The 14,593-nt window shown below is 37.3% G+C and carries 17 protein-coding genes and 2 other annotated features; of the genes, 2 read left to right on the top strand and 15 right to left on the bottom strand.

Annotated elements, in window-relative coordinates; genetic code table 11:
- Positions 1-239: 239 nt before the first annotated feature.
- The 12 genes from MHH51_RS10795 to MHH51_RS10740 form a co-directional block, all read right to left on the bottom strand.
- Positions 240-845, bottom strand: a complete 606-nt coding sequence (locus MHH51_RS10795) for a VTT domain-containing protein (RefSeq protein ID WP_147207976.1) — start codon at positions 843-845, stop codon at positions 240-242.
- 100 nt (positions 846-945) lie between these two features.
- Complete coding sequence (locus MHH51_RS10790; protein WP_147207977.1) at positions 946-1,254, bottom strand: DUF1294 domain-containing protein; 309 nt, start codon at positions 1,252-1,254, stop codon at positions 946-948.
- 137 nt (positions 1,255-1,391) lie between these two features.
- Positions 1,392-1,748 (bottom strand): 50S ribosomal protein L20, encoded by a 357-nt coding sequence (gene rplT / locus MHH51_RS10785; RefSeq protein ID WP_077603236.1) that lies wholly within the window; start codon positions 1,746-1,748, stop codon positions 1,392-1,394.
- A 38-nt stretch (positions 1,749-1,786) separates the two neighbouring features.
- On the bottom strand, positions 1,787-1,981 hold the full coding sequence (gene rpmI / locus MHH51_RS10780; RefSeq protein ID WP_077603237.1) for a 50S ribosomal protein L35: 195 nt from the start codon (positions 1,979-1,981) through the stop codon (positions 1,787-1,789).
- Positions 1,982-2,014: 33 nt separating this feature from the next.
- Positions 2,015-2,521, bottom strand: coding sequence for a translation initiation factor IF-3 (gene infC, locus MHH51_RS10775; RefSeq protein ID WP_139344830.1), 507 nt, complete (start codon positions 2,519-2,521; stop codon positions 2,015-2,017).
- 71 nt (positions 2,522-2,592) lie between these two features.
- Positions 2,593-2,723, bottom strand: a sequence feature (ribosomal protein L20 leader region).
- A 226-nt stretch (positions 2,724-2,949) separates the two neighbouring features.
- A complete protein-coding gene (thrS, locus tag MHH51_RS10770; protein ID WP_339286031.1) occupies positions 2,950-4,884 on the bottom strand; it encodes a threonine--tRNA ligase in 1,935 nt (644 codons plus the stop codon).
- A 53-nt stretch (positions 4,885-4,937) separates the two neighbouring features.
- Positions 4,938-5,176: a binding site (T-box leader), on the bottom strand.
- A gap of 58 nt (positions 5,177-5,234) precedes the next feature.
- The gene (ytxC, locus tag MHH51_RS10765; RefSeq protein WP_339286298.1) at positions 5,235-6,068 is read right to left on the bottom strand and encodes a sporulation protein YtxC; all 834 of its coding nucleotides are present in this window, start codon (positions 6,066-6,068) and stop codon (positions 5,235-5,237) included.
- Between the two features lie 368 nt (positions 6,069-6,436).
- Positions 6,437-7,366: a primosomal protein DnaI gene (gene dnaI, locus MHH51_RS10760; RefSeq protein ID WP_339286030.1), complete on the bottom strand. Its 930-nt coding sequence runs from the start codon at positions 7,364-7,366 to the stop codon at positions 6,437-6,439.
- A 16-nt stretch (positions 7,367-7,382) separates the two neighbouring features.
- Complete coding sequence (locus MHH51_RS10755) at positions 7,383-8,702, bottom strand: DnaD domain protein (RefSeq protein WP_339286029.1); 1,320 nt, start codon at positions 8,700-8,702, stop codon at positions 7,383-7,385.
- Positions 8,699-8,872 carry a hypothetical protein gene (locus MHH51_RS10750; RefSeq protein ID WP_156985427.1) on the bottom strand — a complete coding sequence of 58 codons (174 nt, stop codon included), beginning with the start codon at positions 8,870-8,872 and terminating at the stop codon, positions 8,699-8,701. The genes MHH51_RS10755 and MHH51_RS10750 overlap by 4 nt, the downstream gene beginning before the upstream one ends.
- Positions 8,862-9,335, bottom strand: coding sequence for a transcriptional regulator NrdR (gene nrdR, locus MHH51_RS10745; RefSeq protein ID WP_077603243.1), 474 nt, complete (start codon positions 9,333-9,335; stop codon positions 8,862-8,864). Before nrdR ends, MHH51_RS10750 begins: the two co-directional genes overlap by 11 nt.
- A gap of 20 nt (positions 9,336-9,355) precedes the next feature.
- Positions 9,356-9,739: a cytosolic protein gene (locus tag MHH51_RS10740; protein ID WP_339286026.1), complete on the bottom strand. Its 384-nt coding sequence runs from the start codon at positions 9,737-9,739 to the stop codon at positions 9,356-9,358.
- A gap of 427 nt (positions 9,740-10,166) precedes the next feature.
- On the opposite strand from MHH51_RS10740, the gene MHH51_RS10735 reads away from it, so the two are divergent.
- Positions 10,167-10,655 (top strand): MCP four helix bundle domain-containing protein, encoded by a 489-nt coding sequence (locus MHH51_RS10735; RefSeq protein ID WP_339286024.1) that lies wholly within the window; start codon positions 10,167-10,169, stop codon positions 10,653-10,655.
- 5 nt (positions 10,656-10,660) lie between these two features.
- Entirely contained in the window at positions 10,661-11,854 is a 1,194-nt protein-coding gene (locus MHH51_RS10730) for a HAMP domain-containing methyl-accepting chemotaxis protein (protein WP_339286022.1), read from the top strand.
- 52 nt (positions 11,855-11,906) lie between these two features.
- Here MHH51_RS10730 and MHH51_RS10725 read toward each other — a convergent pair whose 3' ends face one another.
- From MHH51_RS10725 to mutM, 3 genes are all read right to left on the bottom strand, one after another.
- Positions 11,907-12,938: a glyceraldehyde-3-phosphate dehydrogenase gene (locus tag MHH51_RS10725; protein WP_339286021.1), complete on the bottom strand. Its 1,032-nt coding sequence runs from the start codon at positions 12,936-12,938 to the stop codon at positions 11,907-11,909.
- 201 nt (positions 12,939-13,139) lie between these two features.
- Positions 13,140-13,742 (bottom strand): dephospho-CoA kinase, encoded by a 603-nt coding sequence (gene coaE / locus MHH51_RS10720; protein ID WP_339286020.1) that lies wholly within the window; start codon positions 13,740-13,742, stop codon positions 13,140-13,142.
- 3 nt (positions 13,743-13,745) lie between these two features.
- A complete protein-coding gene (mutM, locus tag MHH51_RS10715) occupies positions 13,746-14,582 on the bottom strand; it encodes a DNA-formamidopyrimidine glycosylase (RefSeq protein WP_339286018.1) in 837 nt (278 codons plus the stop codon).
- Positions 14,583-14,593: the final 11 nt, after the last annotated feature.

The raw sequence follows: 14,593 nt of genomic DNA, 5'->3' as shown, positions 1-14,593 counted from the left end.
AACGGGATTGAAAAGCATCGTATTAAAACGGCTTTCTTTTGTCAGAAATTGCTTCTTATTACATACTGGACAGCGGGATTTCCACTGCAAAAAAAGCTCACGCAGTTTAAATTCGTGCTGACAATTCCAGCAGCAGGGAAGTTTCAATGTTTACACCACCTTCTCCATAGTTTTATATTTTATACTTTTATCGTAAAACACCCGGCTCTTTTATGCAAGAGCCGGGTGTTTTACATGTATTATGTTTTTGATAATTCCCGATGCTTCACGCGTGTAGAAGATGCTGCAAAAAACTCCTGCCATTGAATAATAATTTCTTTTCTCCTTAAAAAATATAAGGATGGGAGTAAGGCAATAATGAAAATAGCGATATATACTGGAGAAAGTTTGGAAATCCAACCACCGATACTTGTGTAGACAATTGCCAGAGGAATGTTCGATATAAAAGAAGATTTTGCATATCCTTTAAAAGTCTTGTTCGTTTCAATCAAACATAATGATAGTAAGTGAAAATGAATAAATGGGACGAGTCTTAATAAAGTAACCTGTGCTGTAGTCATTTCTCTATTTTTACCAAGTAACCGCTGCTTCAAAATAATTAGCTTTTCGATTGATTTCGGCATCCAACCTGCCATTACATAAAAAAACAAACTTGCCATTGTTATCCCAATAATAGAATAGGCACTTCCTGCAACTGGACCAAATAAGATGCCGCCAGAAATACAAATAAATACAACTGGTAAGAATAACATTGGCCTGATGAGATGTAGAATAATAAATAGCAGCGGGGAAAGCACGCCGCCCATCTCAATAATTACCAGCAAATAATTCCCAACGTATTCCATGGCTACCCCTCCTCTTGAGGAAGCTGGTATTATATTTATATCTATATATATGTTTCAAGACGAGCAGTCTATGATAAAAGAATCCAGCCTGTTTCTATTCTTAAAAAAGATTAGACAGAAATTGAAGAATCTCTTTAGAAAAGAAAACCAGGCCAACGAAACTGATTACATTAACCCCAATAAAAATAGGAATCCCGATTGTAAAGCTTTTATGCTTTGTTTTATGCCGGAATATTTGCATACCAATAAAAAGACCAATACTTCCTCCTAAAACTGCCAATAGCCAAAAAGTACGTTCCGGAATACGAAATGCCTTCTGCTTTGCCTTCTGTTTATCTTTAAACATGAAATAAAATCCAATTAAATTAGCAACGAGCAAATAAATAAGTAATGATGATAGATTTTCCATTTTTCCCTCCTGGATAAACAAATAAGTAACACTCCTTTATCATAAATAATAAGGAAGTTTGTCGCAACGCTGAACCACTTTAACTCTAGATATAAAAAAAGACCGCTCCTCAATTGGATGCGATCTAATTACTTATATTATTTTAAAGCTTCTTTTGCCTGAGATGCTAATTGAGCAAATGCTTGTTCATCATTAATAGCTAAATCAGAAAGCATTTTACGATTAATATCAATACCGGCAAGCTTCAAACCATGCATTAATTTGCTGTAAGAAATATCGTTCAAACGTGCAGCAGCATTAATACGGGAAATCCAAAGTTTACGGAAATCACGTTTTTTCTGTCTGCGGTCACGATAAGCATATTGACCTGATTTGATAACCTGCTGTTTTGCTGTTTTAAATAAAGTTCTTTTCGAACCGTAGTAACCTTTTGCTAATTTTAAGACGCGTTTACGACGACGACGCGTAACTGTTCCACCTTTAACTCGTGGCATAAGAAATCCCTCCTGATTCAATTACATATCTGAATTTATTATTTTGGTAACATTGCTTTAATACGTTTGTAGTCTCCAGAAGAAACAAGAGTTCCTTTACGTAACTTACGTTTTTGCTTCTGAGATTTGTTTGCAAACATATGGCTAGTGTATGCGTGAGATCTTTTTACTTTTCCAGATCCAGTTTTTTTGAAGCGTTTTGCTGAACCTTTATGAGTTTTCATTTTAGGCATAATTTTTTCCTCCTAGTTCGTTGCGATAAAAGCTTATTTTTTTTCATTTACTGGAGCGACCATCATAAACATATTACGGCCTTCCATTTTAGGTTTTGTTTCTACTGTACCAAGATCTTTCACTTCTTCAGCAAAACGGTCCAGTACTTCTTTCCCAAGTTCTTTGTGGGTGATTGCACGACCACGGAAACGAACCGCAGCTTTTACTTTATCCCCTTTTTCCAAGAACTTACGTGCATTTTTAAGCTTCGTTTCAAAGTCATGGTCACCAATTCCAGGTGTAAAACGTACTTCCTTGACATTGATTACCTTTTGTTTTTTACGAGCTTCCTTGTCTTTCTTCTGCTGCTCAAAACGATACTTCCCGTAATCCATAATACGACATACCGGCGGTTTTGCGTTTGGAGCAACTAATACTAAATCAAGGTTTCGTTTCCCGGCAATCTCTAATGCTTCATTACGAGTTTTTACTCCAAGCTGATCCCCATTTGAATCAATGAGACGAACTTCTCTTGCACGAATTTTTTCGTTAACATTCATATCCTTGCTAATAGCCAGCCACCTCCGAAAATTTTGTTACTGATCTATCTGGACAAGTCAAATCATTTCATTCCATAAAAAAAGTGTCGGTACACATACGCACCCACACATCTCCTCATTCGTAAACATGAATCGTGATGAACCCGTTAACTGCCTATACAGGCGTCAATCAGGTGAGAAGCGGGTGCTTCTACTTGTCTTTAGATCATATCATTAACTTTTATAATATAGCATTTTATCGTTTTATTGTCAAGGACTTGTATCCTTTGTTTTAAACAACTATTGAATCATAGCATGATTATTGAAGAGTGTCAATGTATTTTTTAAAATAGACAGCCATTACTTTGATGCAGTTAGCCGTCAGACACCAAAAAGGCTATTCTCACATAACACATGAAAATAGCCTCCTTTTTAGTCATAAACAATGCTTATTTCTTCTGATCAATTTCTGCTTTGATAAAGTCAACGAATTGATCAAACGGGAGTGTTTCTGTATTTTGCTCACCGTAACGGCGATAGTTAACACTGTTTGCTTCCGTTTCCTTATCCCCTAATACAAGAGCAAATGGAATTTTTTGTGTCTGCGCTTCACGTATTTTATACCCTAATTTTTCATCACGGCTGTCTAATTCTACGCGGATACCTTTCTGGCGTAATTTTTCTTCTATCTCTTTCGAATAATCAAGGTGCGCCTGCAGAGATACAGGGATAATTTTTGCCTGTACCGGAGCGAGCCATGTTGGGAAAGCTCCTTTGTATTCTTCAATAAGAAATGCAACAAAACGCTCCATGGTAGACACAACACCACGGTGAATAACAACAGGACGATGCTCTTTTCCATCCTCGCCAATATAAGTTAAATCAAAGCGTTCCGGTAAGTGGAAATCTAATTGTACAGTAGATAATGTTTCATCTTTTCCTAATGCTGTTTTCACTTGAACATCCAGCTTCGGACCATAGAAGGCAGCTTCTCCTTCTGCTTCTACATATTCTAATTTCATATCCTCCATTGTTTCTTTCAGCATCGCCTGCGCTTTGTCCCACATAGCATCATTATCAACATATTTCTCTTTATCCTCTGGATCACGATAAGAGAGACGGAAATAGTAGTCTTCAATCCCAAAGTCTTTATATACTTTTTGAACAAGCTCTACAACACGAATAAATTCTTCTTTTAACTGATCGGGACGGGCAAAAATATGCGCGTCATTCAAAGTCATTGCACGAACACGCTGCAGACCTGCAAGCGCCCCACTCATTTCATGACGATGCATGGTACCAAGCTCAGCAATACGTACTGGCAGGTTACGATAGCTCCATAATTGATTTTTGAAAACCATCATATGATGTGGACAGTTCATTGGACGCAGCACAAGCTCTTCATTATCCATTTCCATTGGCGGGAACATATCCTCCTGGTAATGATCCCAGTGGCCGCTTGTTTTGTAGAGCTCCACATTACCGAGTACAGGAGTGTATACATGGTCATAGCCTAATCGTTCTTCCAGATCAACTATATAACGTTCAATATTACGACGGATAGTCGCCCCTTTTGGAAGCCATAGCGGCAGCCCCTGACCAACTTTCTGCGATACAGTAAAGAGGCCCAGCTCTTTACCAAGCTTACGATGGTCTCGTTCTTTACGCTCTTCCAGAATGCGCAGATACTCATCTAATTGTGATTTTTTTTCAAATTCTGTTCCGTAAATACGCTGCAGCTGCTTATTATTACTGTCTCCACGCCAATATGCACCAGAAATACTTAATAATTTAAATGCTTTAATTTTACTTGTTGAAGGAACATGCACACCCCGGCATAAATCAAAGAATTCCCCCTGCTCATAAATTGTTACAGTTTCATCTTCAGGGATCGCATCAAGCAGCTCTAATTTTAATTCATCGCCAATTTCTGCAAACCGTGCTTTTGCTTCATCGCGGGATACTTCCACACGTTTTATTTCTAAGTTTTCATCTACAATTCTTTTCATTTCTTTTTCTATTTTAGGAAGATCCTCCGGTGTTAATGAATGCTCCATATCAATGTCATAATAGAAGCCTTCTTCAATAACAGGACCGACACCTAATTGGACATTGGAATATAATCGTTTCACAGCCTGTGCCAGTAAATGTGCTGTAGAGTGACGAGCAATTTCCAGGCCTTCCTGATCACGATAAGTAACGATTTCAATCTTACCGCCTTTAGGAAGCTCTCTGCGTAAGTCCAAAGCCTCTCCATCTAATCTAATAGCAAGTGCCTGTTTTTTTAAACCTGGAGAAATCGAAGCTGCTATATCTTCCCCTGTAGTTCCTACAGGGAATTGCTTCTCCGCTCCGTCTGGAAAAATAATTGTTAAATCAGCCATTTTCATCGAACTCCTTTATCAAATATAAAAACGCTCCATCCCTTTGCGTTATGCAAAGGGACGAGCGTTTAATATCGTGGTTCCACCCTAATTCCTGAAGATAAAAAATCCTTTTATCCCCAGCTTCATTGATCTTTAACGCAGATAAAACGTTACTGCCTACTACAAATTATTTCAGCAGCAATGCTCCAAGGGGGTAATTATTTCTTTACGAAAGGAAGCTTGCAGCCAAAGGACTTCCCTCTCTGAATACGTAAGCTGAAAATAATCATGTCCTCATCTCAGCAGTTTCATTTTCAAACTCTATACGTATTATATTCCTTCCAGGATTGAAAAGCAAGTCCAATTGTTTAATCTAAACGAGAAAGAATCGATACCCCTTTCCTTTCAAATTCTACCCTTTCCTGAAAAATATTTGTTATTGTCATTATTTTCGGATCTGCTGGATTATCTCCATATACTTTTATTCTGGCCGGTGACATTGCAATAAGCGGACTTAAATTAAATTCATTTTCATGTAAACCTAATGCATATAAGGGGGCTTGATACATCCAAAAACGCAGCATATCTTTAGAAATTACTTCCCCTTTTTCATTGTAAAAAATAAAATTTTCTCCCTGCTCTATATGAATTAAATCAACACAAGGATCTTTTTTCTCAATATAATGACGTAACATATCAATAAATGTCTGATGATCCTCTTCCCTCTTAAATTCTTCAATAGCCTTCCCGACACATTCTTGAATAAAGTCTAAAAAATGAGCCAGCCGAAAATGCAATATCGCACTAAAATGAATACTCGTATGTTCCTTTAAATGCAAAAAAAAGATATACTGCAAAAGCTTTGTTGTATCTACCTGCTCACGTAAAAACTGATTATCAGAATCTGAGTCAAATAAAATCCACATAGAAAAATCATAAATACGATTAATTTCATCAGGATCTGAAAAGTAATAATTATTTGTGATTTTTCGAATGATGATATCAGAAAGATGCTCTTCTATAAAAACATTTGCCATCGCAGAGCTTATCACGTTAATTAAATCTATCCCTGCTAAATCACCTTCCAGACATAATTTATTACCCCATCTGGTATTTGCTTGTTGATGTACTCTGATCTTTTTTCTATATGGATTTAACTGATTACGAAAAGCCGCTACTTCCTTATCTGATTCAAAATACACTTCCAACAATACATATCACCCTCATCCACTTACAAACTGTTACATTATATGGACAAGTTCAGATAAAAATGCTCAAACTAGTCAGACTAGCAGATTTGCTTGATGTAGTATAAGAGGGTGTTCAAAAAGTGATATATAAGTTAATTCTTGCTCGTAATATTTGCTAAAACTAGATTCGATCCATTCGTATGAATCTCACGAATGGATCAAGAGCATATACTAGCACTTAGGGACTTTTGAACAGCCTCTATAAAAAAATCTGCAAAAAGATACTTGTTATGCCTATTTAAAAAAACATTTAAAAAGTTTCACCTGATGATAAACATATGAATAGAAAAGAGGATTTCCATCAGCGGAAATCCTCTTTTCTATTCGTCTCTTCTGTTTTCACCAGACATTTTCACCACTGTACTTACCTGCTTAATACGCTCAATAATCCGCCCGGCTTTGACTTCTTCCACACCATTTCTTGTACTTGCAAGTTCCTTCTCCAGTTGATTTAAATCAAAGTTGGAAGAGAAAAAAACAGGTAAGCCTTCCATCATACGATATTGCAGGACAGAGCCTAATACTTCATCCCGGAACCAGGCTGATTGTAATTCCGCCCCAATATCATCCAGCATTAAAACATCTGCTTTCTTAAAGAAATCTATCTTTTCATTAAAAGAATCATCTTTAAAAGAACCCTTTATTTCCCGGACAAACTCCGGCATATAAATAAGTGTAGTTGAGTAATTTCTCTTTTTCAGTTCATTCGCTATAGCACCTAATAGATATGTTTTACCAATTCCAAACGAGCCATGAAGATATAAACCTTTTTTAGGCAAGCTTGTTTTAGCTTCCTCTAAAAAATTGATAATTTCACCAATTGCTGAAATCCTCGACTTATCCTGAATAACTTCTGACATTTTCGCTTCCAAAATCTCTTTTGGCATATAAAGACTTTGAAATAACCTCTGCTGCGCCTGCTGTTCTTCAGCCTGAATACGTGAATGACATTTTTCATAACTGAGTCTAATTTCATTCTTATCCATACTTAATATCGGAGAGTACCCTTGAACCATGTTTTGACATTCTCCAAAAGAAGCACAGCGATCACATTGCTTGGATTGTGTCTTATATTCATATAGCCGCATTAAGTTCTTTTCAATATCGTGGTCAGTCAGTTCATGGTGTTCATGTAAAAATGATTGAATAGAGGGATCACTCAGAATTTCTTTTTTTATTCTAGTATAATTGGATTTGAAATTCTCATTCGTATCCATCCATGCTTTTAATTCTGATTGTATAGGCTTCATCAAGCATCCCTCCTTTTCAGCTTTCATTTAAATATTTTTGCAGCTTAGCTTCAATTTCCTGCTGCTCTTTTTCGCTTAAGCCTGTATTCACCGGCTGTTTCTTCTTCCGGTTGTTAAACCAATCCGGAACAACCTCTTTCTTATAGCTATTATTGTAATTATAATTATTATTTTTTCTTGGTTTATTTTTAGCAGACTTATATTTTTCCTGTTCTTGTTTAGCAAAGCTCATTGCTTCTTTGGCAGACTTCAGTCCAACTCTGGACCAGTGGCCGGCAATAGTTTCCATATAAGCTTTGGACAGCTTCATATTTGATTGCAGCAGGACATAATGAATTAAAACATTCATGACAGGAGCTGGCAATCCCTGCCTGGTCATAACCTCGCGGACAACCTTGATATCCTGCTCAGATGCATGATTCCCATCTGATAGATCTTCTAATAATTGCTTTGGAGAAATTGTCTCCAGCTCTTGAATAAGCTGTTCTTCCTTTGTTTCAGGCTTCTTCATTATAGCCTCTGTATTCGCCGTTATCTTTTCTTTTAAACGGATAGACTGCCCGTTGTTACGGGAAATAAACATGTCGTGGCATGCTGATTTAAACTCTTCCTGATTCAATTTATTATCTTCATCAAGAGCCCACAGCAGTGCTTTCTCTATATCAACACTTTCTATGTCATACAATACCTTCATTTGATGAATAAGCTTTTTATTCGCAGAATTTAGGATTCTTTCAGCTGGAATAAACCGCTGCTTGAGCGTTTGTTCTATCCAGGAAAAATCCATTGAATCCTTTTCAGTGCACTGCCTCTTTGTTTTTACATTCTCAGCAACAGGCAAAGATGGTGTTATTGTATCAAACACTTCATTAAAATCAGCTGTTACCTCTTCGCCATATAGATGACTATCCTTTACATAACGCGAATAAAGCTCATTATATTTTAGTTCTCCTATATGATGCAGCAGCAGCTGAGACAGCATTGCTTCCCTGAAAAATTGATTCGGAGAGTATGGGCACTGCACATTATACGTATAATAATCTCTGCCGTCCTCTGTTCTTTTATAAGTTTTTAATAACCCGATGGCTTCCAGCTTTATACGTGCACGGTAGATATCATCCAGTGTCAAATTTAAATATGTCATTAATGTATGGTGTGTCTGCACCTTTTGCACATGACCCACCTCATAAAACAAAGTATAGTATAAAGAAATTGCCTGGATACCGATTAACGGCTGATACAGATGTGTCAAAGAAGCATTAAAATCAAGTGGAGGCTGTTTGTCCATAACAACATTATATCCATCAATAGGAAGGATTTTTCCAATTACATTCATGATAACCCATCCTTTTTTGAAAAGTAAAAATGTATAAGAGTCTGCAATGTCTCTCGTGCGGCGAGTAACCGCAGTCCCAAATTTTGTCCGGCAGGGCCCTCAATCAAAAATGTTTTCGACTGGACGAGTAATCGCAGTCCCGGCCACATAATTTCATTTTTATTCTTCATGTGCTTGTTTATCCGTTTTAATAATTTCTTTCAGCTCGTCTAAGAAAACGGAGATATCCTTAAATTGACGATATACAGATGCGAATCTGACATAAGAGACCTCATCAACTTCTGCAAGTCTCTCCATCACCATCTCACCTACTGTATGACTGGAAACCTCAGAATTTCCTGTGTTTCGCAAACTTTTTTCTACTTCCAATGCAATGTTTTCTATCGTATCTATAGCTACAGGCCGCTTCTCACATGCTCTGATAATGCCTCTTGTCAGCTTTTCTCTCGAGAATTCCTGACGCATGCCATCTTTTTTCACAACAATGAGTGGTACTTCTTCAATCCGTTCAAAAGTGGTAAAACGAAATCCGCACTTCTCGCATTCCCGGCGTCTACGTATTGCTGCTCCCTCTTCTATCGGTCGAGAATCCAGTACTTTAGTATTTTTGTTATTACAGTTGGAACAACGCATTTCGTTCACTCCTTCTCAAATTACATTTCTATCTCCGGCAGCTGTTCATTTACATGCTGATATACTCTTCTTATTATTTTATTGCTATGGCCAAAATCAATATGGACAGGTGTTTCTGTCGTTACAGAAAAATCGAGTGCTGTATAGTATGGCCGAACCATAACAACTGTAGCGATAACTAAAACTTTTTTACCGCGTTTGCTGGTTGCTCCAATCTCTCCATGCTGATCGGAGCGTGCATGAATTGAAAAATCCGGACTCGAATTAAAATAATCCTCTACAGTTTGAATAACTGTATTCTTACTCGCTTTATAATACCTGGTTTTTAAAGACTTATCTATATGATTATCACTGGTTTCTGAATGATTATTAAAAAAACGTTTAATTTTATAACCCATCGACATATACATACACATCCTATATTTTCACTAGTAAGAGAGTGTTCAAAAAGTCCGGTGAAAAATAACCCTTCAGTATTCGTAAGCCTATGAAATCAGCTGTCAGGTTCTATTTATCTGCTTTATAAAGCGCACACTTCTTGAACATATGAATATAATAATTACGTGTGTACTATTTTAACATGATTTAAACATTTAAACTACTTTCCTAAAACGAAGAAGCATTCAGGTTAAACATAAAGCAAAATTTATTGAAATCATCCAAAAACAAGTAAAATTTTTCGGAGCTTCAATAAGATCATTTTTCGGTAATTGGTTGTAGTATTATTTTCACAAAACAATAGCAAAGACCTACTACATATTAATGATAAACGACCGATATACTAAATAAGAAAGTAATTATATCATTTTTAAAGAAGAAGGAGTATGTTTAATGAGTGTAGGAAAGAAGTTAAATTTATCTTTTATTGTGTTAATTGTTTTATTAGCTGTTTCTGTAGGCAGCAGTATGATGAATTTGAAAAATATTAAAAGCGAAGTAGAAGAAGCAATGGATTACCGCCTGGAACAGCTTTTCTTAATTGAAAACATCCGCTACGATGTCGCCATGCAGGCGCTCCATATCCGTTCGTTGATTTTAGAACCGGAGGAAGACATGCATAGAGAAAATCTTCTGACTGTTGCCGGGGAGCTGGATGAAAATTTAAACGAACTGGAAGGGTATTTAGCTTCAGAAGAAATGAGAATGTATTGGGAACAGGCCAGCATCCCAAATGATGAATTCAACGAAGTAATGCCTGATATAATAGCTGCTGTTCAAAATGACAATATAGAACAGGCAACAGAAATTGTCAATACAACTGTTCAAGATGTCAATGAAGGAATGTTTGAAGCGGCACAAGCAATGAAAACTATCAAGTAGGACAAATGGATAATATCGAAAGAGAAATAGATTCTGCGATTGGTATCGCACAGGTTGTTTCAATCATTGTTTTAGGGGCAAGTATACTAATTGGAATTGGTTTAATGTTCTATGTTCGCCGTTCTATAACAGCTCCATTATTAAGTGTCATGGATATTGCAAAGAAAATTGGCGATGGTGATTTATCTGCTGAAGATATTGCTGTTAAATCGAAAGATGAACTAGGTCAATTGGCTGTTATTTTCAATGCTTCTAAAAATAATACACGTGACTTAATTGTTCGTATCCAACAAAATGCGGAACAGTTAGGTGCATCATCTGAAGAGCTCTCTGCAAGTGCTGAAGAAGCATCTGCTACAACAGAAGAAGTGACAAAGCAGGCTGCCGATACAGCTGAAACCTCTCAAACAGCAGCAGATGCAGCGAATGAAAGCTCCATTGCGATGGGAGAAACTGCACAAGGTGTACAGCAGATTGCAGAAGCCGCACAATCGCTTCATTCTTCTTCCAGTGAAACAAGTGAATCTGCTCAAAACGGGACGAAGATTATCGGTGATGCTCAGCAGCAGATGAACAATATTAATGAGTCGGCATCTTCAGTAAATGAACTTGTGATAAAATTGGCAAAACAAACAGAAGAAATTGAAAATATTACCAATGTTATTACTGATATCACAGATCAAACAAATTTGTTAGCATTAAACGCAGCAATTGAAGCAGCTCGTGCAGGGGAGCAGGGAAAAGGATTTTCAGTAGTGGCAGATGAAGTACGTAAACTGGCAGAGGAGTCAAAAAAATCAGCTGGTTCTATCAGCATGTTAACTAAAGAAATTAAAAATGACACAGAAAATGTTGAAAAAGCTATGCAAAGTGCCCTGCCTGCTGTTCATAAAGGAGTAGAGGTTATTACTGAAGCTGGCTCATCGTTTGAAGCTATTGTAGAAGCTATTCGAGGTATGACAAATGAAATTCAGGAAATCTCAGCGACCTCACAGGAGCTTTCAGCAAGTGCAGAACAAGTGGCAGCATCGGTTACAGAGATTTCAACAGGCTCTCAAGTCATGTCCGGAAATATTGATAAGATTGCAGCGTCGATGGAGGAGCAGACTGCAACAATGAATGAAGTAGCTCATGTCGCTACATCCTTAAGCGAAACTGCTCAAGAACTTCAGGATGAAGCAGGTAAATTTAAAGTTTAATAACAGAAAAAGAAATCCGCATGAAGTTTTTCACGCGGATTTCTTCCTGTTCTTATGATGTTAAACGTACCTTCTGTTCTAATTTATAGCCTACATAGCTGGTTAAGTCAACAACTCGTTTTGAGTAACCCCATTCGTTATCATACCAGGCAATAATTTTTAATTTATTATTATCCATTACTATCGTTGACAGGCCATCAATTGTTGCAGAATAAGTACTTGTTGTATAGTCAACAGAAACTAAAGGTTCATCAGAATATTGAATGACTCCATGCATATTTCCTTCTGCAGCCTGTTTAAATATTGCGTTAACCTCTTCTGCAGTGACATCTTCTTCAATATCAATCACTAAATCAACTAAGGACACATTAGGAGTCGGCACGCGTAATGCCATCCCGTGTAATTTACCTTTAAGCTTAGGCATCACTTCTGCAAGTGCTTTAGCAGCGCCTGTCGTCGTTGGAATTATAGATTGCGTACAGCTCCTTGCCCGACGTAAATCTTTATGCGGGTTATCAATATTCTTTTGATCATTTGTAAAAGCATGGACTGTTGTCATCAGTCCATTCTTTATTGTAAAGTGATCATCAATAACCTTTACCACGGGGGCCAGACAATTTGTAGTACAGGACGCATTGGAAATTACATCATCCAGCTCCGGGTTATAATCACTTTCATTTACTCCAATTACAATTGTCTTATCAACCTCTTTTCCAGGCGCAGTTATAATCACTTTTTTTGCTCCCGCCTGCAAATGAAGGCCCGCTGTCTCTTTCGTTTTAAACTTACCTGTTGCTTCAATAACAATATCAATACCAAGATCCTGCCATGGGAGTTCTTCAGGATTTCTGGAATTTACTAAAAGAACTTCTTTGCGGTTAACAATCAGTTTATTCGGCAACGCTTTCACTTCTCCCTTAAAAGGGCCGTGAACACTATCGTATTTAATTAGATGAGCAAGTGTTTCTGATGGATAGCTTGCATTAATGGCAACAACTTCTAATTGTTCCTCTTCCATCGCCTGACGAAAAACCATTCTACCAATTCGGCCAAAACCTGTTATTGCAATACGCGTTTTCTCCATAAGCACTTCTTTCCTCCTGATTATGTTATACTTTTTATCTTTTGTTACAATTAGTATAACATATATAAGGTAAAGTGTGTCATTAAATATAAAAATGTTTCTTATCATTATTTGGAGTATCTGCATTTAAAATTTAGATAATAAAGAAAAGCACTATCTTCACTTTATAAAAAGCTTAGATGGTGCCTGTACTGTGTTTAACTATTCAATTATGTTCCATTTTCTTAATAAATCCAACAGCTGATTTTTACTTTCCTCTATAGTATGATTATTATCAATTAGTTCGTCAGCAAGCTTTGCCTTCTCTTCTAAAGGCATTTGTGAACCGATCCGGTCCATTGCTTCCTGTTCAGTAAGCTGATTCCTTTCCATCAAACGCTTGCGCTGTGTTTTTGCATTTACAAATACAACTAAAATTTGATCTGCCAGGGAAGTTAACTTACTTTCGAACAACAAAGGAATGTCCAATACAACGCACTTTTCCCCTTGCTCAATATAATCTTCTTTTTTCTTTAACATCTGTTTACGGACTGCCGGATGAACAATTTGATTTAACTGTTTTCTTTTGTCTTCATTTGAAAAAATAATAGAGCCAAGCTTCGGCCGATTAATCGAGCCATCCGGATTTAATATTTCTTTACCAAATACCTCTACCACACGCTTATATGGCTCTTCCCCCGGCTCCACTACCTCCCTGGCTATTACATCAGCATCAATTACCGGAATATCTAACTCAGCAAACATTTTTGCTACTGTGCTTTTTCCGCTGGCGATTCCTCCAGTCAATCCAATCACTAAACTCATAAATCATTCACCTTTTTGCGGCTGGCACTTAGGACATACATGTGTCCCCCGGCCGCCAACCTTCATTTTTATAATTTCTTCACCGCATGTTTTACATGGTTTTTTATCTTGACCATAAACATACAAAACCTGCTGAAACATTCCCATATTTCCTTGGCTGTCCACATAGCTGCGGATGGTTGTACCGCCAGCCTTTACAGCCTCCTGTAGTGTTTCAATTGCAGCAGAACGAATCGCACCTGCTTCTTTTTTGGTCAGTTCATTGCATTTTGTTAAAGGATGAACTCCGGAACGGAATAAGGTCTCGTCAACATAAATGTTACCAAGTCCCGTCACAAGATTTTGATCTAGAAGTGCTGTTTTGATAAATCTAGATGATTTTTTTAGCTGCTGATAAAAATACTCAGCAGTAAATGCTTCCTCAAATGGTTCTGGTCCCAAAGCCATTAAAGGTGCTTGTGTAAATTCACTTCCCTTGGTTAACAGGTGCATGGTTCCAAACTTGCGGACATCGTTATAACGCAGTGTTTCGCCACCTTTTAAATAGAAAATCACATGCGTATGTTTTTCTATCTCCCCAGCTTGTGCATGCAATCGATATTTCCCTTCCATTCTTAAATGAGACACGAGCACATAATCATCTAAATAAAAGAGCAAAAATTTCCCTTTTCTCTTTATTTCCTGGAAGGTTTGGCCTTCCAGCAGGTGCTTAAATATCTCTGCATCATCCGGCTGCTTTATAATATTTGCCCAAAGCACGTCTACATTTTCTATTGTTTTGCCCTGGACAAGTAATTTCAACGTCTCTTTAATTGTTTCTACCTCTGGTAATTCCGGCATTTTTTCTTCCC

The sequence above is a fragment of the Oceanobacillus sp. FSL K6-3682 genome, from assembly GCF_037976165.1.
Lineage (GTDB): Bacteria > Bacillota > Bacilli > Bacillales > Amphibacillaceae > Oceanobacillus > Oceanobacillus sojae.
This window is presented reverse-complemented; position numbering and strand designations above follow the sequence as displayed.

Coding starts and splice junctions, on each gene's coding strand:
- MHH51_RS10740 (WP_339286026.1), bottom strand. CDS start 9,739: ATGTCGATGGGTTATAAAATTAAACGTTTTTTTAATAATCATTCAGAA.
- mutM (WP_339286018.1), bottom strand. CDS start 14,582: ATGCCGGAATTACCAGAGGTAGAAACAATTAAAGAGACGTTGAAATTA.
- rplT (WP_077603236.1), bottom strand. CDS start 1,748: ATGCCACGAGTTAAAGGTGGAACAGTTACGCGTCGTCGTCGTAAACGC.
- MHH51_RS10755 (WP_339286029.1), bottom strand. CDS start 8,702: ATGAATGTAATTGGAAAAATCCTTCCTATTGATGGATATAATGTTGTT.
- rpmI (WP_077603237.1), bottom strand. CDS start 1,981: ATGCCTAAAATGAAAACTCATAAAGGTTCAGCAAAACGCTTCAAAAAA.
- MHH51_RS10730 (WP_339286022.1), top strand. CDS start 10,661: ATGGATAATATCGAAAGAGAAATAGATTCTGCGATTGGTATCGCACAG.
- infC (WP_139344830.1), bottom strand. CDS start 2,521: ATGAATGTTAACGAAAAAATTCGTGCAAGAGAAGTTCGTCTCATTGAT.
- MHH51_RS10750 (WP_156985427.1), bottom strand. CDS start 8,872: ATGAAGAATAAAAATGAAATTATGTGGCCGGGACTGCGATTACTCGTC.
- MHH51_RS10790 (WP_147207977.1), bottom strand. CDS start 1,254: ATGGAAAATCTATCATCATTACTTATTTATTTGCTCGTTGCTAATTTA.
- dnaI (WP_339286030.1), bottom strand. CDS start 7,366: ATGAAGCCTATACAATCAGAATTAAAAGCATGGATGGATACGAATGAG.
- MHH51_RS10725 (WP_339286021.1), bottom strand. CDS start 12,938: ATGGAGAAAACGCGTATTGCAATAACAGGTTTTGGCCGAATTGGTAGA.
- thrS (WP_339286031.1), bottom strand. CDS start 4,884: ATGGCTGATTTAACAATTATTTTTCCAGACGGAGCGGAGAAGCAATTC.
- nrdR (WP_077603243.1), bottom strand. CDS start 9,335: ATGCGTTGTTCCAACTGTAATAACAAAAATACTAAAGTACTGGATTCT.
- MHH51_RS10795 (WP_147207976.1), bottom strand. CDS start 845: ATGGAATACGTTGGGAATTATTTGCTGGTAATTATTGAGATGGGCGGC.
- MHH51_RS10735 (WP_339286024.1), top strand. CDS start 10,167: ATGAGTGTAGGAAAGAAGTTAAATTTATCTTTTATTGTGTTAATTGTT.
- coaE (WP_339286020.1), bottom strand. CDS start 13,742: ATGAGTTTAGTGATTGGATTGACTGGAGGAATCGCCAGCGGAAAAAGC.